The 19,576-nt window shown below is 66.5% G+C and carries 21 protein-coding genes; 15 read left to right on the top strand and 6 right to left on the bottom strand.

Features of this window, described 5'->3' with window-relative positions:
* Positions 1–32: 32 nt before the first annotated feature.
* Positions 33–803, bottom strand: a complete 771-nt coding sequence (gene arsM, locus AC0VYB_RS06735) for an arsenite methyltransferase (protein ID WP_119296532.1) — start codon at positions 801–803, stop codon at positions 33–35.
* A gap of 184 nt (positions 804–987) precedes the next feature.
* Between arsM and AC0VYB_RS06740 the strand changes: the two genes are divergently transcribed.
* Together AC0VYB_RS06740 and AC0VYB_RS06745 are read left to right on the top strand one after the other, a co-directional pair.
* Entirely contained in the window at positions 988–2,469 is a 1,482-nt protein-coding gene (locus AC0VYB_RS06740; RefSeq protein WP_119296531.1) for an amino acid permease, read from the top strand.
* 94 nt (positions 2,470–2,563) lie between these two features.
* Positions 2,564–3,523 carry an iron-siderophore ABC transporter substrate-binding protein gene (locus tag AC0VYB_RS06745; RefSeq protein ID WP_009375034.1) on the top strand — a complete coding sequence of 320 codons (960 nt, stop codon included), beginning with the start codon at positions 2,564–2,566 and terminating at the stop codon, positions 3,521–3,523.
* Positions 3,524–3,613: 90 nt separating this feature from the next.
* Here the strand turns inward: AC0VYB_RS06745 and AC0VYB_RS06750 are convergent, their stop codons facing one another.
* Positions 3,614–4,072, bottom strand: coding sequence for an NUDIX hydrolase (locus tag AC0VYB_RS06750; protein ID WP_009375036.1), 459 nt, complete (start codon positions 4,070–4,072; stop codon positions 3,614–3,616).
* A 61-nt stretch (positions 4,073–4,133) separates the two neighbouring features.
* Between AC0VYB_RS06750 and AC0VYB_RS06755 the strand changes: the two genes are divergently transcribed.
* The 7 genes from AC0VYB_RS06755 (at position 4,134) to AC0VYB_RS06785 (ending at position 10,056) form a co-directional block, all read left to right on the top strand.
* Positions 4,134–4,640 carry an SRPBCC family protein gene (locus tag AC0VYB_RS06755; RefSeq protein ID WP_009375039.1) on the top strand — a complete coding sequence of 169 codons (507 nt, stop codon included), beginning with the start codon at positions 4,134–4,136 and terminating at the stop codon, positions 4,638–4,640.
* 16 nt (positions 4,641–4,656) lie between these two features.
* Positions 4,657–5,481: an alpha/beta fold hydrolase gene (locus AC0VYB_RS06760; RefSeq protein ID WP_009375041.1), complete on the top strand. Its 825-nt coding sequence runs from the start codon at positions 4,657–4,659 to the stop codon at positions 5,479–5,481.
* 45 nt (positions 5,482–5,526) lie between these two features.
* Positions 5,527–6,432 (top strand): sulfurtransferase, encoded by a 906-nt coding sequence (locus tag AC0VYB_RS06765; RefSeq protein WP_009375043.1) that lies wholly within the window; start codon positions 5,527–5,529, stop codon positions 6,430–6,432.
* Positions 6,429–6,908 carry a SufE family protein gene (locus tag AC0VYB_RS06770; protein ID WP_009375045.1) on the top strand — a complete coding sequence of 160 codons (480 nt, stop codon included), beginning with the start codon at positions 6,429–6,431 and terminating at the stop codon, positions 6,906–6,908. Before AC0VYB_RS06765 ends, AC0VYB_RS06770 begins: the two co-directional genes overlap by 4 nt.
* Before the next feature lie 84 nt (positions 6,909–6,992).
* On the top strand, positions 6,993–8,078 hold the full coding sequence (locus AC0VYB_RS06775) for an iron chelate uptake ABC transporter family permease subunit (RefSeq protein WP_009375046.1): 1,086 nt from the start codon (positions 6,993–6,995) through the stop codon (positions 8,076–8,078).
* Positions 8,075–9,169 carry a FecCD family ABC transporter permease gene (locus AC0VYB_RS06780; protein WP_009375048.1) on the top strand — a complete coding sequence of 365 codons (1,095 nt, stop codon included), beginning with the start codon at positions 8,075–8,077 and terminating at the stop codon, positions 9,167–9,169. Before AC0VYB_RS06775 ends, AC0VYB_RS06780 begins: the two co-directional genes overlap by 4 nt.
* Positions 9,166–10,056, top strand: coding sequence for an ABC transporter ATP-binding protein (locus AC0VYB_RS06785; protein ID WP_009375050.1), 891 nt, complete (start codon positions 9,166–9,168; stop codon positions 10,054–10,056). Before AC0VYB_RS06780 ends, AC0VYB_RS06785 begins: the two co-directional genes overlap by 4 nt.
* Positions 10,057–10,175: 119 nt before the next feature.
* Here the strand turns inward: AC0VYB_RS06785 and AC0VYB_RS06790 are convergent, their stop codons facing one another.
* Genes AC0VYB_RS06790 through AC0VYB_RS06800 form a run of 3 tightly spaced genes read right to left on the bottom strand, consistent with a single transcriptional unit; the run spans position 10,176 to position 12,091 of the window.
* Complete coding sequence (locus AC0VYB_RS06790; RefSeq protein WP_009375052.1) at positions 10,176–11,336, bottom strand: DUF808 domain-containing protein; 1,161 nt, start codon at positions 11,334–11,336, stop codon at positions 10,176–10,178.
* Positions 11,337–11,642, bottom strand: a complete 306-nt coding sequence (locus tag AC0VYB_RS06795) for an META domain-containing protein (RefSeq protein ID WP_009375054.1) — start codon at positions 11,640–11,642, stop codon at positions 11,337–11,339. It abuts the gene before it with no gap.
* Positions 11,642–12,091, bottom strand: a complete 450-nt coding sequence (locus AC0VYB_RS06800; RefSeq protein WP_009375056.1) for an META domain-containing protein — start codon at positions 12,089–12,091, stop codon at positions 11,642–11,644. The genes AC0VYB_RS06795 and AC0VYB_RS06800 overlap by 1 nt, the downstream gene beginning before the upstream one ends.
* Positions 12,092–12,333: 242 nt before the next feature.
* Here AC0VYB_RS06800 and AC0VYB_RS06805 point away from each other — a divergent pair, with 242 nt between their 5' ends.
* Both AC0VYB_RS06805 and AC0VYB_RS06810 read left to right on the top strand, forming a co-directional pair.
* A complete protein-coding gene (locus AC0VYB_RS06805; RefSeq protein WP_009375058.1) occupies positions 12,334–14,229 on the top strand; it encodes a S1 family peptidase in 1,896 nt (631 codons plus the stop codon).
* A 276-nt stretch (positions 14,230–14,505) separates the two neighbouring features.
* Positions 14,506–16,701, top strand: coding sequence for a trypsin-like serine protease (locus AC0VYB_RS06810; RefSeq protein WP_009375066.1), 2,196 nt, complete (start codon positions 14,506–14,508; stop codon positions 16,699–16,701).
* Between the two features lie 70 nt (positions 16,702–16,771).
* Here the strand turns inward: AC0VYB_RS06810 and AC0VYB_RS06815 are convergent, their stop codons facing one another.
* Positions 16,772–17,320, bottom strand: coding sequence for a GNAT family N-acetyltransferase (locus AC0VYB_RS06815; protein WP_475385102.1), 549 nt, complete (start codon positions 17,318–17,320; stop codon positions 16,772–16,774).
* Between the two features lie 41 nt (positions 17,321–17,361).
* Here AC0VYB_RS06815 and AC0VYB_RS06820 point away from each other — a divergent pair, with 41 nt between their 5' ends.
* The 4 genes from AC0VYB_RS06820 to AC0VYB_RS06835 all read left to right on the top strand — a co-directional run bounded on the left by AC0VYB_RS06820 (position 17,362) and on the right by AC0VYB_RS06835 (position 19,543).
* Positions 17,362–17,580, top strand: coding sequence for a hypothetical protein (locus AC0VYB_RS06820; RefSeq protein ID WP_063250974.1), 219 nt, complete (start codon positions 17,362–17,364; stop codon positions 17,578–17,580).
* Between the two features lie 36 nt (positions 17,581–17,616).
* Positions 17,617–18,435 carry a thioesterase family protein gene (locus AC0VYB_RS06825; RefSeq protein ID WP_063250973.1) on the top strand — a complete coding sequence of 273 codons (819 nt, stop codon included), beginning with the start codon at positions 17,617–17,619 and terminating at the stop codon, positions 18,433–18,435.
* Between the two features lie 207 nt (positions 18,436–18,642).
* On the top strand, positions 18,643–19,014 hold the full coding sequence (locus AC0VYB_RS06830; RefSeq protein WP_009375074.1) for a VOC family protein: 372 nt from the start codon (positions 18,643–18,645) through the stop codon (positions 19,012–19,014).
* A gap of 13 nt (positions 19,015–19,027) precedes the next feature.
* Positions 19,028–19,543, top strand: coding sequence for a DinB family protein (locus tag AC0VYB_RS06835; protein WP_063250972.1), 516 nt, complete (start codon positions 19,028–19,030; stop codon positions 19,541–19,543).
* Positions 19,544–19,576 lie beyond the last annotated feature (33 nt).

A 19,576-nucleotide genomic window follows, 5' to 3' on the forward strand; every position in this document is an offset into this window, starting at 1 on the left:
GGAGAGCACGAGGGCGAGCGATGTTTCCAGGCTCAGCCGGCCGGCTTGACCGCCCGCACGATCGCCGAGTGCAGGCCGTCGGCGACCTCACGCGTGAAGTCGACCGCGACGTCGACGAATCCGACAGCGCGAAGACCGTCGACATACTCCGTTCGTGACAGAGCCCCGGCGATGCAGCCGACATGCGACCCGCGCTCACTGCGCTCCTGCGGGCTGAGACGGTCTTCGGAGACGACATCGGAGACTCCTATGCGCCCGCCCGGAGCGAGCACGCGGAACATCTCGCTGAGCACGGAGTGCTTGTCCGTGGAGAGGTTGATCACGCAGTTGGAGATGACGACGTCGACGGCGGCGTCCGGGAGCGGGACGGCTTCGATCGTGCCTTTGAGGAACTCGACGTTCGTCAGGCCCGACTTCGCCCGGTTCTCCTCGGCGAGAGCGAGCATCTCATCGGTCATGTCCACCCCGTAGGCGAATCCGGTCGCACCGACCCGGCGGGCGGAGAGGAGGACGTCGAGACCACCGCCCGAACCGAGATCGAGCACCCGTTCGCCATCCCGGAGCTCGGCGACGTCGGTGGGGTTCCCGCAGCCGAGACTCGCCTCGACGGCGCCGACGGGCATGCCCCCGACCGTCGTCGCGTCATAGAGTCCGGCACCGAATCCGCGCGGGGATTCGGGACAGCAGTCCGCGCTGCCGTCCTCGCGGAGCAGCTCATCGTTGCCCACTCCGGATGCGGAGGCCGTCGCCGCCTCCGCATAACGCGCCCGCACTGCTTCGCGGACCTGGTCGTCGTCAGCCATAGCGCTTCCTCTCCGTCGCTTCCTCGTCACCGGTGTGAGATCGATCCTGGTCGTCTCCCCAGCACGTGTCAACGCCGCCGTCCGCCCCCAGCCGCTCCGGCTGCGGCACCCGCGTCGCCGACGGCATGTGAGTAGAATGGCCGGGGCCTGCAACCGGGTCCGACAGCAACGAGCAGGGGACAGGATGACTCAGGCGGACACCTCGGCGACGGAGACCCGCGAACTCAAGCGGGGACTGCACACGAGGCACCTGCAGATGATCGCGATCGGTGGTGCCATCGGCACCGGCCTCTTCCTCGGTTCGGGCGGAACGATCTCCCAGGCCGGTCCCGGAGGCGCGCTGCTCGCCTACGCCGCGATCGGCGTCATGGTCCTCTTCGTCATGCAGTCCCTCGGGGAGCTCTCCACCCACCTGCCCGTGGCCGGGTCCTTCCACACGTACGGGTCGAAGTACATCAGCCCCTCCTTCGGCTTCGCCATGGGATGGAACTACTGGTTCAACTGGGCGATCACGCTGGCCGCCGAGCTCGTCGCCGCCGGGGTGATCATGTCGTTCTGGCTGCCCGACGTGCCCTCGTGGATCTGGGCCGCGGTCTTCCTCGCCCTGCTCACCGGGCTCAACTTCCTCTCCGCCCGTGCCTTCGGCGAGGGCGAGTTCTGGTTCTCCGCGATCAAGGTCACCGCCGTCCTCGTCTTCCTCGTTCTCGGCGTGCTCATGATCGCAGGCATCCTCGGCGGACCCTCCCCGGGCTTCTCGAACTGGACGACCGGCGAGGCTCCGTTCGCGGGGGGATGGATGTCGATCATCGCCGTGTTCATGATCGCCGGCTTCTCCTTCCAGGGCACCGAACTCGTCGGCGTCGCCGCCGGAGAGTCCAAGGATCCGCGCCGGGACATGCCGCGAGCGATCCGCACGGTGTTCTGGCGGATCATGCTCTTCTACATCGGCGCGATCGTCGTCATCGGGTTCCTCCTGCCCTACACCGACCCTTCCCTGCTCGCCTCGGCCGACAAAGAGGACATCACCGCCTCACCCTTCACCCTCGTCTTCGAACGTGCAGGCATCGCCGTGGCCGCAAGCGTGATGAACGCCGTCATCCTCACCGCGATCCTCTCGGCCGGCAACTCCGGTCTCTACGCGTCGACCCGCATGCTCTACGCGATGGCGAAGGAGGGCACCGCACCGAGGCTGTTCGCCCGTCTCAACGAGCGCGGGGTGCCCGTCATGGCGCTCGTCGCGACCGCCTTCATCGGACTCTTCGGATTCCTCACCGAGGTGATGGGCGACGGGGCGGCGTACACGTGGCTCATCAACGTCTCCGGGCTCTCCGGATTCATCGTCTGGATCGGCATCGCGTGGTGCCACTTCCGCTTCCGCCGTGCCTACGTCCACCAGGGGCACGATGTCGAGAACCTTCCGTACCGGGCGCCCTTGTTCCCGATCGGGCCGATCATCGCCCTCGTCATGCTCATCGTCGTCGTCGCCGGACAGAACATCGAAGCCGTCGCCGACGGCCGTGTCCTCGAAGTCGCCTCGGCGTACATCGGGCTGCCGATCTTCCTCCTCGTCTGGGGACTCCACCGCCTCATCACCGGCCCCAGATCCCGATTCATCAGCCTCCAGGACGTCGACGTCGACGGACTCGAGATCACTCCGAAGGCCTGATCGCGCACCTGCCGCGCGCACGATTCTGGGAACCCGCCCTCCTCGATTAAGCTAGGCTCACCTAAGACCAAGCTCGGCTGTGAGAAAGAGACCCATGCGCAGATTCCTCGCCCCCATCCTTGCCTCGGCACTGCTGCTGACCGCCTGCTCGGGCGGCGGCAGCACCCCGGATGAGACCGCCGGCGGTGCCACGGTGGACACGAAGTTCGGCGCGGTCGAGGTCCCGGCCGACCCGCAGCGCGTCGTCGCTCTCGGGTGGGGCGACGCGGAGACCGCTCTTGCCCTCGGCGTCCAGCCGGTCGGTGCCTCCGACTGGGTCGAGTTCGGCGGGTCGGGAGTCGGCCCGTGGGCGGCCGACCTCTACACCACGTCCCCAGAGATCATCGCCACCATGGAACCCGACTACGAGGCGATCGCGGCGCTCGACCCCGACGTCATCCTTGACGTCAAGAGCTCAGGGGAGCAGGAGCGCTACGACCGCCTCTCCGAGATCGCTCCGACCGTCGGCCCGCCCGAGGGCGGGGACAACTACCTCACTTCGATGGACGAGCAGGTGACGATGATCTCCGAGGCACTCGGCAAGGAGGACGAGGGGAAGAAGCAGCTCGAGGACCTCGAGGCGCAGTTCGCCGCCGCCCGTGAGGCCAACCCCGAGTACGAAGGCAAGACCGTAACCGTGGCGGCGAAGACCTCGGAGGGCTGGGGCGCCTATGTCAAGGGCACCGAGCGCGTCCAGTTCATGGAGAACCTCGGCTTCGAGCAGTCACCGAAGATCGACGCGCTCAAGGCCGAGGGGTTCAGCGCTCCCGTCTCGGAGGAGAAGCTCGACGAACTCGATGCCGATCTCCTCATCGCCTTCCCCATCTACGTCGCCGACACGGAGATCACCGACGATCCCGGCTTCCAGCGGATCCCCGCGGTCGCGGACGGACGCTCCGTGGTCCTCACCGAGAAGGACGACGACCTGCGCAAGGCGTTCTCGCTCAACTCCGTGCTCTCGGCCCGATATGCAGTCGAGAAGATGCCCGAGCTCATCGCACCGGCCGTCAGGTAGCCGGCGGCCGCAGCGCCGGACTCAGCCGGGTTCGGCGATCACCGCTGGGTTTCCGCTCACCGCTGCGCTGCGCTGAGCGGCGCACAGCGCTCACCGTTGCGCTGCGCGTTCGGCCCGCCACGCGTCGAGTCCGACGTCGATGATCCGGGCGTGCCGGATGCGCGGCAGCGCGGCGATGGAGATCCACTCCGCCCGGTCCGTCGTCCCGTCGATCTCCAGGGTTCCCAGGGTCCCGCCGACCACCCCGGCGAGGTAGACGACCCGCACCCCCTTGAACGGCCGCCCGCTGCCGCGGCGCTTCTCGGTGAAGCTGTGGGTGGTCAGCGGGCGGATGAGTTCGGCGTCGAACCCGGTCTCCTCGCGGATCTCGCGGACCGTGCCCTCCTCGATGCTCTCGTCGTAGTCGATGCCTCCGCCGGGCAGAGTCCACAGCGCCCGCCCCGGCTCGCCGCCTCCGTTGAACCAGCTGAGCAGGATCTCATTGTCGTCATTGACGATCACCGCGTAGCCGGCCAGGCGCGTGTCGTACTCGGAGAAGTGCAAGTCCATGCCCACACCCTACCTATGTGGCCGACTTCACATTCGCTCACCCCGTGCCTAGGCTGGGACCATGGCCGAATCCTCTGGGCGCAACGCCGACTATCCCGACGACAAGATGTCCCACACGCGCGTCATCGCCGCCCCAGCGGAGGAGATCTTCGCCGTTCTCTCCGACCCCAACCGTCACCAGGACACCGAGCCCGGCGACTGGGTGCGCTCGTCGATCACGACAGAGCCCATCACCCGCACGGGGCAGGTCTTCTCGATGAACATGTTCCTCGAGCAGGCGGGAGGCGCCTACCGGATGGACAACGTCGTCACGACCTTCGAGCCGGACACGGCGATCGCCTGGGACCCGGGTCAGGCCGACGCCGTCGGCGAGGTGAGGACCGGAGGGTGGCGCTGGCGCTACGATCTCCATCCGGTCGAGGCCGGCACCGAGGTGACCCTGACCTACGACTGGTCGGACACGACCCAGGACGTCCGCGACCAGTTCGGCGGGTTCCCGGTCGTCCCGCCTGCGTTCCTCGCCGCCTCCCTCGCCTCCCTCGACAGGACGGTCACCGGCCGCCGGTGAAGGGTAGTCTGGTGGCGTGAATGAGATCGCCAGCAGACGCATCGGTGACAGCGGGAGACTCATCGTCTTCCTCCACGGCCTCTTCGGCCGGGGCAAGAACTTCGCGACCGTTGCGAAGGCCCTGACCCCGGAGTTCTCGAGCCTCCTCGTCGACCTCCCCGACCACGGGGATTCGGCATGGACGGACGAGTTCAGCTACGTCGCCACGGCCGACGCCGTCGCCTCCGCCATCGCCGAGGCGGTCGATCCCTCCCAGCTCCCCGTCCACCTCGTCGGCCACTCCCTCGGGGGCAAGGTCGCCATGGTCCTCGCCCTGCGCCACCCCGAGCTCGTCGACCGCCTCGTCGTCGTCGACATCGCTCCCAGCGGAGGAGGGGACGTGGGAACGTTCAACCATCTCCTCACCAGTCTCGCCGAACTCGACCTCGACACCGTCTCGTCGCGATCCGAGGCTGACCAGGCCCTGCAGGGGCAGATCCCCGACCCGGTGGTCCGGGGGTTCCTCCTCCAGAACCTGCGCCCGAGTGCGGGCGGATACTCCTGGCAGCCGAACCTCACCCTGCTCCGGGAGAGCCTGCCGACGATCGGGAGCTTCCCGGATCCGGGAGAACTCGTCGCGCTCGAGACCGGAGCGACGACATTCGACCGTCCCGTGCTCTGGGTGGCCGGCTCCGAATCGGACTACATCGACCGGGAGCAGCTGCCGCTCATGCGCTCGTTCTTCCCCCGCACGACCCTGCTCACCGTCAAGGGCTCAGGACACTGGGTCCACTCGGAGAAGCCTGAGGCCTTCGTGACGGCCGTGCGGACGTTCCTCACTCGACCGGAATATGCTGGTTGAGCACACTGTTGAGCAATACGAGTACCGACATCCCAGGAGGACCGAGTGAGCACACCGACTGACCCGACGCCCAAGTTCGCCGACTACGCCGACGGAACCCGGCTGGTGAGCACCGACTGGGTGGCCGAGCACGGGGCCGACCCGGGTGTCGTCGTCGTCGAAAGCGACGAGGATGTGCTCCTCTACGAGACCGGTCACATCCCCGGCGCGGTCAAGGTCGACTGGCACACCGAACTCAACGACCCCGTCACCCGTGACTACGTCGACGGCGAGGGCTTCGCGAAGCTCCTCTCCGCCAAGGGCATCTCACGTGAGGACACGATCGTCTTCTACGGCGACAAGTCCAACTGGTGGGCCGCGTACGCCCTCTGGGTGTTCTCCCTCTTCGGCCACCCCGATGTCCGCCTCATGGACGGCGGCCGCGCGAAGTGGGAGGCCGAAGGCCGCGAGATGACGACGGACAGGCCCGAGCGCACGCCCACCGACTACCCGGTCATCGACCGCGACGACTCGACGCTGCGTGCCTTCCTCCCCGAAGTCCGGGACAGCCTCGGCACTCGACCGCTCATCGACGTCCGCAGCCCCGAGGAGTACAGCGGCGAACGCACCCACATGCCCGCCTACCCCGAAGAGGGGGCACTGCGCGGGGGACACATCCCCGGCGCCCAGTCGGTGCCGTGGGCGAAGGCGGCGAACGAGGACGGAACATTCAAGACCACCGACGAGCTGCGGGCGATCTACACCGACGGCGCGGGCCTCGGCACCGCGGATGACATCATCGCGTACTGCCGCATCGGAGAGCGCTCGAGTCACACCTGGTTCGTCCTCCACCATCTCCTCGGCTACGACAATGTCCGCAACTACGACGGGTCCTGGACGGAGTGGGGCAACGCCGTGCGCGTCCCCATCGCCACCGGAACCGAACCCGGTGAGGTGCGTCCGTCCCGATGAGTGAGGACATCGTCACCTCAGATCTCCCCGAGTCGCTGGCCGAGATCGTCACCGACTTCGCCGAGACCGAGCCCTCCGAGCGGCTGCAGCTCCTCCTCGAGTTCTCCTCCGAGCTTCCGGAGCTGCCGGCTCGCTTCGCCGACCATCCCGAGCTCCTCGAGCCCGTCCCCGAATGCCAGTCGCCGATCTTCCTCGTCACCGAGGTCGACGACCCGGAGCAGGGGGAGCAGGCAACCGTACGTCTGCACTTCTCCGCCCCGCCCGAGGCACCGACGACGCGGGGGTTCGCCGGCATCCTCTCGGAAGGGCTCGACGGTCAGTCCGCCGAGGCGGTCCTCTCCGTCCCCGCGGACCTGCCGCTGCGCCTCTCGCTCACCGAGGCGGTGAGTCCGCTGCGACTGCGCGGAATGAGCGGAATGCTCTCGCGAATCCAGCGTCAGGTGTCCGAGAGGATCGGCAAGATCACATCCGCATAGTCCCACGCGCGGTTGGCTGAGTGAGTGAAGTGGGCTAGATTGTGGTTAGCCTGCCCTTATCAGCCATGTCGAAGGACCCTCCCGATGACCGGTTTCGCCACCCCCGCCTCGGCGACACCCCCATCATCGACAGTCCAGGCTCCGGTGACAGGACAGGCGACGTCGACGGCGCTCAAGGTCAGGCGCGCAGTCGGCCTCATCGTCTCACTCGTCGTGCTCGTCCTCATCGTCCTCGCCTCGCTGGCGATCGGCACCAGGGACATGCCCCTGTCGGAGGTCGTCGGTGCATTCTTCGCCCCGACAGGCAGCGACGACCAGCTCGTCGTCCTCGAGCTGCGCTACCCGCGGACCGTGCTCGGCCTCCTCGTCGGAATGGGCCTCGGACTGGCCGGCGGACTCATCCAAGCGCTCACGCGCAATCCGCTCGCCGATCCCGGCATCCTCGGAGTCAACGCCGGTGCGTCGTTCGCGGTGACCATCGGCATCGGATTCTTCGGCATCACCTCGGTCAGCGGGTACATCTGGTTCGCCTTCGTCGGCGCCCTGCTCGCGACGACCGGCGTGTACATCATCGGCTCAGCGGGTCGCACCCGCACCGTCGATCCGATCCGCCTGACCCTGGCGGGGGTCGCGGTGGCCGCAGTGCTCACCGGTCTGACGAAGGGCATCCTGCTCACCAACGAACGCGCCTTCGACGCCTTCCGCGCGTGGGACGTCGGCGCGATCGCGGGACGCGGCTTCGACACGGTCTTCGCCGTCCTCCCGTTCATCGCCGTCGGCGTCGCCCTCGCCCTCGCCCTGTCCCACTCGCTCAACGCTGTGGCCCTCGGCGATGATCTCGCGGCGAGCCTCGGCACCTCGGTCCATCGCACGCGCGTCCTCGCGATCATCGCCGTCACCCTGCTGGCCGGTGCGGCGACCGCGGCGGCGGGTCCGATCGGCTTCATCGGTCTGATGATCCCGCACATCGCCCGATGGATCGTCGGACCCGATCAGCGGTGGATCCTCAGCTATTCGCTCATCCTCTCGCCGATCCTCCTGCTCGGCTCCGACATCATCGGCCGTGTCGTCATGAAGCCGGGGGAGCTGCAGGTCGGTGTCGTCACTGCCTTCGTCGGCGCTCCCGTGCTCATCGCCCTGGTCCGCCGGAAGAAGGCGAGCGGCCTGTGAAGTCCTCAGACAGCTCCACTGCACTCGTCCCCGGCGGCGCGGTCGCCCCCGGGGAGACGATCGACTTCGGGCGCCCGATGGCGCGCGTCTTCGGGCTGCGCGTCGACGTCCGCGTCGTCGTCACCGCCGCCATCGTCACCCTCCTGGCTCTCATCTGCGGGTTCGCCGGGCTCCTCCTCGGCAAGTTCACCCTCACCCCCGCCGAGGTGGTCGAAGGGCTCTTCGGGGTCGCCGACAAGCGCATCGTCAACACCGTCGTGGGGGAGTGGCGGGCCCCGCGGATCCTCGCGGGCATCGTCCTCGGTGCGGGACTCGGCGTCTCCGGGGCCGTCTTCCAGTCGCTCACCCGCAATCCGCTCGGCAGTCCCGACATCATCGGCTTCTCGACCGGCGCCTACACCGGCGGCATCGTCACGATCATCGTCTTCGGCACGAGCTTCGTCTCCACGGCCGCCGGTGCCATCATCGGCGGCATGCTCACCGCCCTCCTCGTCTACCTCCTCACGTGGAAGGGCGGAGTGCAGGGCTTCCGCCTCATCATCGTCGGCATCGCGCTCACGGCTATGCTGGGTGCCTTCAACACGTGGCTGATCATGCGTGCGGACCTCGACCTTGCGATGGCCGCGGCGACGTGGGGAGCCGGCTCCCTCAACGGCATGGGCTGGTCGACGATCCTCCCGGCGGCCATCGCCGTGGTCGTCCTCAGCCTCGGGTGCGGCCTCTTCTCCCGTGACCTCGGAACACTCGAACTCGGCGACGACACGGCCAAAGCGCTCGGCGTCCGCAACGAACCCGTGCGCGCTGCGCTCATCCTCATCGCCGTCGCCCTCGTCGCCGTCGTCACCGCGGCGGCCGGGCCGATCGCCTTCGTGGCGCTGGCGGCCCCGCAGATCGGGCGGCGCCTCGCGAAGTCGAAGGGCGCAAGCCTGCTCATGGCCGCCGCCGTCGGCGCTCTGCTCCTCGTCGCGGCCGATCTCATCGCCCAGCATGCCCTGGGCGAGACCCAACTCCCCGTCGGCGTCGTCACCGTGTGCATCGGCGGCGTCTACCTGATCTGGCTCCTCATCCAAGAAGCTCGGAGGGCACAATGAGCGCTCACACCATCGCAGGGGACACACCGGCCATCGGTGCGGCGGCGGAAGGTCCCACCGGCAGCGGTCCCAGCCCGCTCGCGGCGGAGAACCTCGACCTCGCCTACGACCAGCGGCAGATCGTCACCGATCTCGATGTGCAGATCCCAGCCGGTCAGTTCACGGTCATCGTCGGGCCCAATGCGTGCGGGAAGTCGACGCTGCTGCGGGCTCTGGCACGGTTGCTGCCTCCGGCGAAGGGCACGGTGCTCCTCGACGGCAACGACATCTCGACGATGAAGACCAAGCAGATCGCCAAGCGCCTCGGCCTGCTGCCGCAGAGCTCGATCGCTCCCGAGGGGATCACGGTCGGTGAGCTCGTCGCCCGTGGGCGCCACCCGCACCAGTCGTTCCTCAAGCAGTGGACGGAGGCGGACGAGGTCGCCGTGCTCTCGGCGCTTCGCGCGACGAACACCGAGGAGCTCTCCTCCCGCCTCGTCGACGAGCTCTCCGGAGGTCAGCGCCAACGTGTGTGGGTGGCGATGGTGCTCGCCCAGGAGACGCCGCTGCTCCTCCTCGACGAGCCGACGACGTTCCTCGACGTCGCCTTCCAGATCGAGCTGCTCGACCTCTTCGCCCAGCTCAACCACGAGCACGGGCACACGCTCGTCGCCGTCCTCCACGACCTCAATCAGGCATGCCGCTACGCCGATGAGATCATCGCGATGAAATCCGGTGAGATCGTCGCGCAGGGAGCGCCCGCGGACATCGTCACCGCCGAACTCGTCCACGACGTCTTCGGCATCGACTGCAGCGTCATCGACGACCCTGTCACCGGCGCCCCGATGATCGTCCCGGGGCCGCCGAAGAAGACCTTCGCACAGCGTCAGAGCGCCGAGGCGGTCTGATCAGAGGCCGGGCGGCTGACGGCGGCACAGCGACAACGACACAGTGACGGCCGGTCCCGTTCGGGACCGGCCGTCACTGTGCGCTCTGCAGTCTGTCGGTTCGGTGCCGACCGCCCGATTCAGCGCGCGGGCGGTTGGTGTCCCCGTCGTTCGGCAGGACCCTCACCGTCGGCGGCCGACGGACCGTTGTCGACCGGAGTGCCGTCGTCCTTGGGTGCCTTCCGTTCACCGTCCGCGACCTGATCCGAGGGCTTCCGGTCGGCCTCGGAGCCGGTGGCCGACGTCGCCGCAGTGCCCTGCGCGGCCGGTGCCGTCGTCGCAGCGTGGCCCGAGTCGGCACCCGGCTTCTTGAGCAGCTTCTGGATGCCGATGGCGATCGCGGCGACGATCCCACCCCAGATCGCCCCGAGGATGAGGGAGAAGAAGGTGTTGACGAGCCAACCGAGGATGCCCGCCACCTCGGCGGCAGGAGCCTCCAGGCTGTGGACGAAGTCGTAGATGGCGGTGAAGCCGAGCTCGTCGGTGCCGACGAGGATGATGTGCCCGCCGACCCAGAGCATCGCGAGAGTGCCGACGACCGAGAGCCCGGCCAAGAGCTTCGGCATGGCCTGGACGAGCGAGCGTCCGAACTTCTGCGAGCCCAGGTTCTCCTTCTGAGCCATGTGGAGGCCGATGTCGTCCATCTTGACGATGAGGGCGACGAGTCCGTAGACGCCGACCGTGATGGCGAGGGCGACGACGACGAGGATGACTGCGCGCGAGAGCAGGCTTTCGTCGGCCACCTCGTTGAGGGCGATGACCATGATCTCGCAGCTGAGCACGAAGTCGGTCGTGATCGCCGAGCGGACGATCTTCTTCTCCCGATCGGCTTCACTGACCTCGCTGGCCTGCGGATCCTCCTGCGCCGGGCCGTGGTGTTCGATCCATCCGAGCTTCTCCAGGACCTTCTCGGCACCCTCGAAGCAGAGATAGGTGCCGCCGATCATCAGCAGCGGGGTGAGGAGCCAGGGAAGGAACTGGCTGAGGAGGAGGATGATCGGCAGGATGATGACGATCTTGTTGAAGAGCGAGCCGATGGCGATGCGCTTGATGATCGGCAGTTCTCGCTTCGGGTCGACGCCTTCGACGAACTTCGGCGTCACCGCGGCATCGTCGACGACGACGCCGATGGTCTTCGCGCCGGCGCGCGAGGCACCGGCGGCGACATCGTCGAGGCTCGCCGCAGAGAGTTTGACGAGGGCGGCGACGTCGTCGAGGAGTGCGAAGAGACCGCCGGCCATCTACTGTTCCTCCTGTGAGCTGCGGGTCATCTCGCCGAGGCGGTTGCCGGCATGGTCGAACACGATGAGGGTGTCGCCGTCGACTTCGGCGCTGCGTGCTCCTGCCACCCAGGCCTTCATACCGGGTCCCGCCATCTGGGTGGTGAGGAACGGGGAGATCGTCGCGCTGCCGTCTCCGCCGGCCTCCCACGACGTGACGATGCGGTTGGCGCCGTCGCTGCCGGTGAGTGCGCCGTCCTCGCCGAAGTCGAGGAACGCCTTCGATCCCACCTCCGGGGTCCACCTGCCGTTGATGTTCTGAGTCATCACTGCTTCTCCAATCCGCCGATGACCGATCCCTGTCCGTCCTTGACCGTCATGACGTCTCCTTCGATCGTCGCTGCGGCGGCCTTGGACAGCCACGCGTCGACTCCCGCGCACGCCTTCTGCGTGCTGGTGAAGGGTTCGATGGTGATCGTGTCTCCGTCGAGGGCCCAGCTCGTCTTGATCGCATTGCAGCCGTCGGAGCCTTCGAGACTGCCATCGTCTTTGAACTCGAGGAACGGTTCGCCGGCTTCGGGAGAGGTCCACTTGCCGACCGGGTCGACAGTCGCAGACTCCGTCTCACTCGGAGTGCTCGGATCGCTCGCCGAGGAGGAGGCCGGTTCCGAGGGCTCGGCTCCGTTCGCACACGCGGCCAGCGGCAATGTCGCCGCGAGGGCGACCGCGCCGAGCAGAAGTCGGAGGGACGGGCGATGCTGTGTGGCAATGTCCATGTCCCGATCATAACGGGCAGGCCGCCTGGCCACCTGGGTGTCGCGGATGAGACCGGAGAATCCAGGTTTTGTTCGTTTTGTTCACGAGCAACACGCATTGTTCTTGCTCGTCGTCGTTGCCGATCCGTAACCTTGCGGGTGGTTGAACAGCTGTTCTCGTGACCCGAGCGTGATCTTCGGATGACGCGCGCACGAGGACATCGGGCAATCATCAATGAATCCGACCAAGGGAATCGAAGAGTATGCAGAAGAGACTCGTGCAGAGTTCACTCGCCCTGACCGCCGCCACGGCGCTCAGCCTCGGCAGCGCGTTCTTCGCGTCGCCCGCGATGGCCGCGGAAGCGCAGACGCTCGACGTGCAGAGCGACAAGCAGATCCAGAAGGCTCTGTCCGACATCGAAGGCGTCAACGCCTACGGTGAGCGCAACGGCAAGCTCAGCCTCGGCGTGGAGAAGAAGACTTCTGAGATCAAAGAGCTTGAGAAGAAGTTCACGAACATCAAGGTCACCGAAGGCATCAAGGAACTCAAGCCCTACGCGAAGAACGACGTCGTCGGCGGTGCGGGCTACCTGGCCAACACCCCCGCGGGTGCTGGCGTGTGCTCGACCGGATTCTCAGGGTGGGATGATGCGGGCAAGCCCGTCATCCTCACTGCCGGACACTGCTCGAAGGACTACAACGCGGACACCGGCGAGATCAAGGGCGACTCGGTCGTCGGTGAGACCGAGCAGCCGAGCTCCGCTGAGGCCAACGGCGGCGAGGGCTTCGTCAATTCCGGTCTGGGAGTCCTCGGCACGTGGGGCTACACGAGCTACGGCAGCGGAGATCTGCTCGATCCGAACGATCCGAACCCGCCGCTTCCCAAGGAAGGCGACATCGACTTCGCCGTCATCAACGTCGACGAGTCGAAGTACACCGTGAAGAACGGCGTGACGGACTGGTCGACCGCGGATTCCGACGATCTGTCGGCGAAGCTCGCCACCAACATCGCCAAGGTCGGCTCGCACACCGAGGGCAAGGTCCAGAAGTCGGGCCGGACGACCGGTCTCACCGAAGGTCAGGTCATCCCGCGTTCCGAGTACGACTTCGACTACACGAATGTCGGCGGCTACTGGGTGCACGGCTTCGGCGTCACCTCGCCGGGTGACAAGCCGTTCTCGCAGCCGGGCGATTCCGGTGGCGCAGTGTTCCAGGGAGACACTGCTGTCGGTGTCATCTCCGGTGGAGGTCCTCTCTCGGACGGAACCCAGTTCGGCTGGGTCGCTGACCTCGACTACTCGCTGGAGCAGTCCGGACAGTCGTTCAACATCGAGAAGCCGGGCACCGAGACGCCCGAGGCGCCGGCCGCCCCGAAGGCGGAGGACCAGACGATCAAGCCCAAGGGCGAGGTCAAGGGCAAGGCCGCTGCCGACGCCGAGGTCAAGCTGAAGTGGAAGCCCGCTTCGGAGGCGGGTGCCAACGGCACCCAGGCCGCGTCGAAAGGGTCGAAGACCGTCAAGGCAGATGCCGATGGCAACTTCGCACTCGAAGGACCCGAGGCTCCGGGCAAGTACGACTACTCGGCAGTGGCCGTCGTCGGCGGACAGGAGTCCGAAGCGACGACCTTCACCGTGACGGTGGAGGAGGAGAAGACCGAGACTCCGGCTCCGGTCGAACGTGACATCACCGTTGACCCCAAGGAGATCGCTGCCTCTGACTTCGTCAAGAAGGACAAGGCGGTCACGATCTCCGTCAAGGGCTTCGATGAGGGCGAGAAGGTCTCGCTCAAGCTCGTCTCCGGTCCTGAGAACGTCAAGGGCATCGAGCTCGACGAAACGGCGAACGCCGATGGCGAGGCGCGATTCTCGATCTACGGAACGAGCGCGTCCGATCCCTCGGTCTACGTCGGCAAGTACGACGTCTCCGTCACCGGTGCGAATGACACCGAGGAGGAATCGGCCCTGACCGGTTCGTTCAAGGTCGTCGCTGATGACCAGGGCAACGGCGGCGGCAGCGACGACGGCAAGGACGGTGGCGACGGTGGTTCGGATCTGCCGCGCACCGGTGCTGAGCTGACCGGCCTCGCTGCAGGTGCAGGTCTGCTGCTCGTCGGCGGAGCTGCTGTGGTGCTGACGATGCGTCGGGTGAAGAAGAACTGAGGTCTCTGACGGTCACCGTGTGACTGTGTGAGACATCGCAAGGGGCGTTTCCGGTGGTGACACCGGGAGCGCCCCTCCTTCATGTCCGAGGACGCAGTCAAGGGCGCTTGTTCCCTGTGTTGGCGGCGATCTCAGAGGGTGAGTTGTTTCGTTCATTTAGTTCACAGCTCAGGGGCCCGATTCTTGGTGGTTGCTGGACGCGGACCGTAACCTGTTTGTGACTAAGGTCATCACTTTGTGACATTAGCAACTCCCCATAGAAGAGAGACGGAAAGTATGCAGAAGAAGCTCGTGCAGAGTTCGCTTGCTCTGTCCGCCGCTGCGGCGCTCGGTCTGGGCAGTGCATTCTTTGCAGGCCCCGCCATTGCTGCGGACAAGCCTGTTATCGATGTGCAGTCCGAATCGGCCGTGCAGGATGCAGTGGCCGAATACCTCGCGAATGACAAGGGCGAACTGCCCGCCGAGATCGGCCGGTTCGGCAGCGTCGACGACACACTCTACCTCGGTGTTTCGAAGAAGACCGACAGTGTCAAGAAGTTCGATTCGAAGTTCAAGAACGTCGAAGTCAAGGTGTCCAGCGAGTACACCGCCGGTGAGCCTCAGGCCAAGAAGGACCTCGTTGGTGGTGCGGGGTACCTCTTCTACGTACCTGCGCTCGGTGGAAACGCCGTGTGCTCGACCGGTTTCTCCGGTTGGGATGCAAGCGGTGCGCCGATCGTGCTCACCGCTGGCCACTGCGCCGACGTTGAGGGTGACGAGTCGAAGATTGTCGACACGGAGCGTCCGTCCACGGCTCAGGCCGCTGGCGGAGAAGGCTTCCAGCTCAATGGCACCGGCGCGCCTGGCACGTGGGGCAAGTACCAGTACGGCTCGACGATCACCGGTTCCAGTGTCGACGATCCTGATAAGGCGTACGATTTCGGCGTCATCAAGGTCGCAGAGGGCTTCAATGTGAAGCCCGAAGTCACTGACTGGTCCACTGCCAAGGATGACGATCTGTCACTCTCCGGTACGAAGATCACTCAGCTCGGCACAGAGACTCCGGGGGCATCGATCAGCAAGTCCGGCCGGACGACTGGCCTGACCACCGGAACAGTGTCGACCGATACTGAGTTCCAGTACGCGAATATCGGTGGCCGTGCTGTTCACGGCTTCCAGGTCGACTCGGGCTCCCAGCCGTTCTCCGCTTCAGGTGACTCCGGCGGAGCGGTGTTCCAGGGTGACTCCGCCATCGGTGTGATCTCCGGCGGCCCCGCCAAGAACTCTCCGGACTTCGGCAAGTGGTCATGGATCGCTGATCTCGACTACTCGCTCGAGAAGTCCGGACAGACGATCACCTTCAAGGATCCCAACCAGACGCCTGAACCGCCGGCGGCTCCGATCGTGTCGGATCAGACGATCAAGCCCAATGGTGCGGTGACCGGTAAGGCTGCGCCCAATACCGATGTCCAGGTCACGTGGGGACCTGCTCCCCAGGCTGGCGACAATGGAGACGACACCGTCAAGACTGACGCTGATGGCAACTTCAGCGTCGAAGGTCCGGCCAACCCTGGAGTCTACGACTACACCGCGACCGCGAAGAACGCTGGCGGACGCTCGGAGACTGTCAACTTCAAGGTGACTGTCGAAGACGATTCTGCGGCCAACGCAGACGCGGGTGCCGATGGCGCCGACAGCGATGCCGGTGCCGATGGCGCGGGTGCGAACGCTGATGCCGGTGCCGACGCGAAGGATGCCAACGCGGATGCCGGCGCCGACGCCAAGGACGCGACCGCTGACGCGGGCGCCGATGCGAAGGATGCCAACGCTGACGCGGGTGCTGATGCCAAGGACGCGACCGCTGACGCAGGTGCCGATGCGAAGGATTCCAGCGCTGACGCGGGTGCCGACGCCAAGGACGCCAACGCTGATGCGGCTGCTGACTCGAAGGACTCCAACGCTGACGCCGACGACTCGAAGGACGGCGAGGCTCCTGCCGAGCGTGCCATCGCGATCGAGCCGAAGGAGATCGCTGCCTCCGAGTTCGTCAAGGAGGACAAGGGCGTGAAGATCACGGTCAAGGGCTTCGACGAGGGCGAGAAGGTCACCCTCGAGGTCATGGCCGGCCCGGAGAACGTCAAGGGCATCGAGCTGACCGAAACGGCGAACGCCGACGGTGTGGCCATGTTCTCGATCTACGGAACGAGCGCTTCGAACCCCTCGGTCTACGTCGGCAAGTACGACGTCTCCGTCACGGGTGCCAATGACACCGATGACGAGTCGCCTCTGACCGGTTCGTTCAAGGTCGTCGCTGATGACCAGGGCAACGGCGGCGGTGGCTCCGATGACGGCAAGGACGGTGGCAACGGCGGCGGTGGTTCGGATCTGCCGCGTACCGGTGCTGAGCTGACCGGTCTTGCTGCTGGTGCGGGTCTGCTGCTTGTCGGTGGTGCTGCTGTGGTGCTGACGATGCGTCGGGTGAAGAAGAACTGAGTTCTCTGACAGTCACCATGTGACTGTGTGAGATCTCGCGAGGGGCGTTCCCACTGGGAGCGCCCCTCCTTCACGCCCGAAAGTCGTCCCACCGCACCGGAACCGAGTTCCCCGTCTCCCATTCCTCCCGGAGGATCGCGTACCCCACCGCATCCCGGGCTTCGCCGTCTCCGACCGGCCACGCTCGGCGATGGTGCGCCTCCTTCGACCAGCCGGCCCGGACGAACACCGTCCTCATCGCGATGTTGTCCTCGCGGGTCTGCCCTTCGAACCGATTCGCCGAGGTGGTCGTGAAGAGATGATCGGTCACCGCCCTGAGCGTCGGCACCCCCAGACCCCGCCCGCGGTGCCGTTCATCCAGCCGCAGATCGAACATCGGAGTGTCATCGCCGAGGTCGTCGAACCGGACGAGACCGACCCGCCCGCACTCCGTGTCGACGACCCAGAACGCGGCGCCGCCGTCGCCGACGAACCCGGCGGAGTCGACGAACGCAGCGGCCTGCTCGGGCGTGCGGGTTCCGGAGTTCGCATGGAACGGGAACGCATTCTCTGAGAAGAACTCGATGAGTCGGTCGCGATCGCTCGCACGCGGGTCGATCGGCTCGAGGACTATGCTCATGGAGACAACCGTACTGCGACGACGCAGACAGGGAAGTGGGAATGAGCCTCGACGACGATCCGTTCGTCTACCGCATCACGAAGTCCGGCATGATCATCATCGGCCGCGGCGGTCGCACCGTGATGGAACTCGGCGGCAAGCAGGCTGCGGCGCTCATTCCCAAGCTCGGGGCAGGCGATGCCGCCGACCAGCAGCTCCTTGCCCGCGTCACGGGCAACTATCGCCGTGGCAGCGAACGCCAGTCCGCCCGCCGGACATGACTTGTCGAACGTTCAGTCAGTGGTAACGTGGATCACATGACGAGCCAAACCCTCAGCGACTTCGCCCGTGCGACCTCCGTGACGCCGACGTCCGAGTCCACCTTCGCCGCCGATCTCGATGGAAGCTGGAAGGTTGCCGGCGCGATCAACGGCGGCTACCTCCTCGGCGTGATGGGCCGAGCGCTCTCCGAGACCGTTCCCGACCTTCCGGACCCTCTCGTCATCTCCGCGTACTATCTCGGTCCCGGTGATGCCGGTCCCGCCGAGGTGGCCGTACGGACCATCCGGACGGGACGCTCGAGTGCGACGCTGGGAGCCGAGCTCACCCAGGACGGACGACCGACGATGACGGCCCTGGCCACGTACGGCAGCCTCGGTGGACTGCCGGGCGATGTCGCCACCTCGGCGAGTCCACCGGACCTCCCCGCGCCCGAGGACTGCATGCCCATGGCCGACGGACCCCGGGAATTCCTCGACGCCGCACCGATCGTCTCCCAATACGACATGCGCCTCGACCCCGCCACGGCGGGCTTCGCGGCCGGGAAGCCGAGCGGGCGCGGTCTGCTCCAGGGCTGGATCCGGCTCGGAGACGGTGCCGATGCCGACCCCCTCGCCCTCCTCGCCTTCCTCGACGCCTTCCCGCCGGTGATGTTCGACCTCGGACGGTTCGGCTGGTCACCGACGATGGAGCTCACCGCGCACGTCCGCGCCCTCCCGGCGCCGGGCTGGATCGCGGTGAAGGTCGAGACGCGCAACATCGCCGGCGGCATGTTCGAAGAGGACTGCGAGCTGTGGGACTCGACCGGGCGCCTCGTCGCCCAGTCCCGGCAGCTCGCCCGACAGCCTCGCAGCTGACCGCTCCGACGCGGGGAGGGGAAGTGCGACCCTCGGACGTCTCTCGGGACTGTCGTGCGCGCGTCATGTGACGGCCGACTGCGGTTCGTGACCGAGCGGGGCGGTCGTGTCAGTGGCGAAGGCTAGGGTGAGTTCACCACCGCCGATCATGCGTCGCCGATCATCGCACCACAGCAGAGAGAACCGACCCGGAAGGAACCCGAAGGCATGGCTTCACTTCACTCCCTGAGCATCACCTTCGACTGCCTCGACGTCGAAACCCAGTCGCTGTTCTGGGCCGAGCTCCTCGGCGCAGAGATCGACGACGGGGCCAATGAGTTCGTTGCGAGCATCGGCGGCATCCACTCCGGAGAATCGCCGACCCCGGGCATGCTCTTCCTCAAGGTCGACGACCACGTCGAAACGAAGAACCCGCTGCACATCGACCTCGACGATCCGCACTATCCGGCTGACGTCGACCGGGCGATCGCCCTCGGGGCGACGAAGGTCGGCTCGTTCGACGAGTTCGGCATCGAATGGACGACCCTCAGGGACCCCGAGGGCTACGTCTTCGACATCGGCCGTCGGAAGCAGAACTGAGGAAGGAACCCCGATGAGTCTTCCACTCGACGATCCGAGACCCGCACCGAGTGAGCGCGATGGTCTCGTCGACTACCTCGAGTACTACCGACAGGTGCTCAGACGCAAGGTCGACGGCCTGAGCTCTGCGGACCTCAACCGCACGGTCGGTGCGTCGACGCTGACGCTCGGCGGGATCATCAAGCACCTCAGCCTCGTCGAGTACTCGTGGTTCCTCGAGGACATCCTCGGTGAGGATCTGCCCGAACCGTTCGCGACCATCGACTGGCGAGCTGACCCCGACTGGGACTTCCACAGCGCCGCCGACGACTCCCTTCAGGATCTCCTCGATCTCCACGAGACGGCGTGCGCGGCTGCCCGAAGGGTCCTCGACGGAGTCGACGATCTCGATCAGGAGCTGGTTCGACGACGTCACGGCCACGTGCACAATGTGCGCTGGGTGCTCATCCACATGATCGAGGAGTACGCACGGCATGCCGGTCACGCCGATCTCATCCGGGAGAGCATCGACGGCAGCGTCGGCGACTGACATCACGCTCCAGAGACCGCTGTGAACAGGCGG

This window comes from Brevibacterium sp. Z349TD_9, from assembly GCF_056173565.1.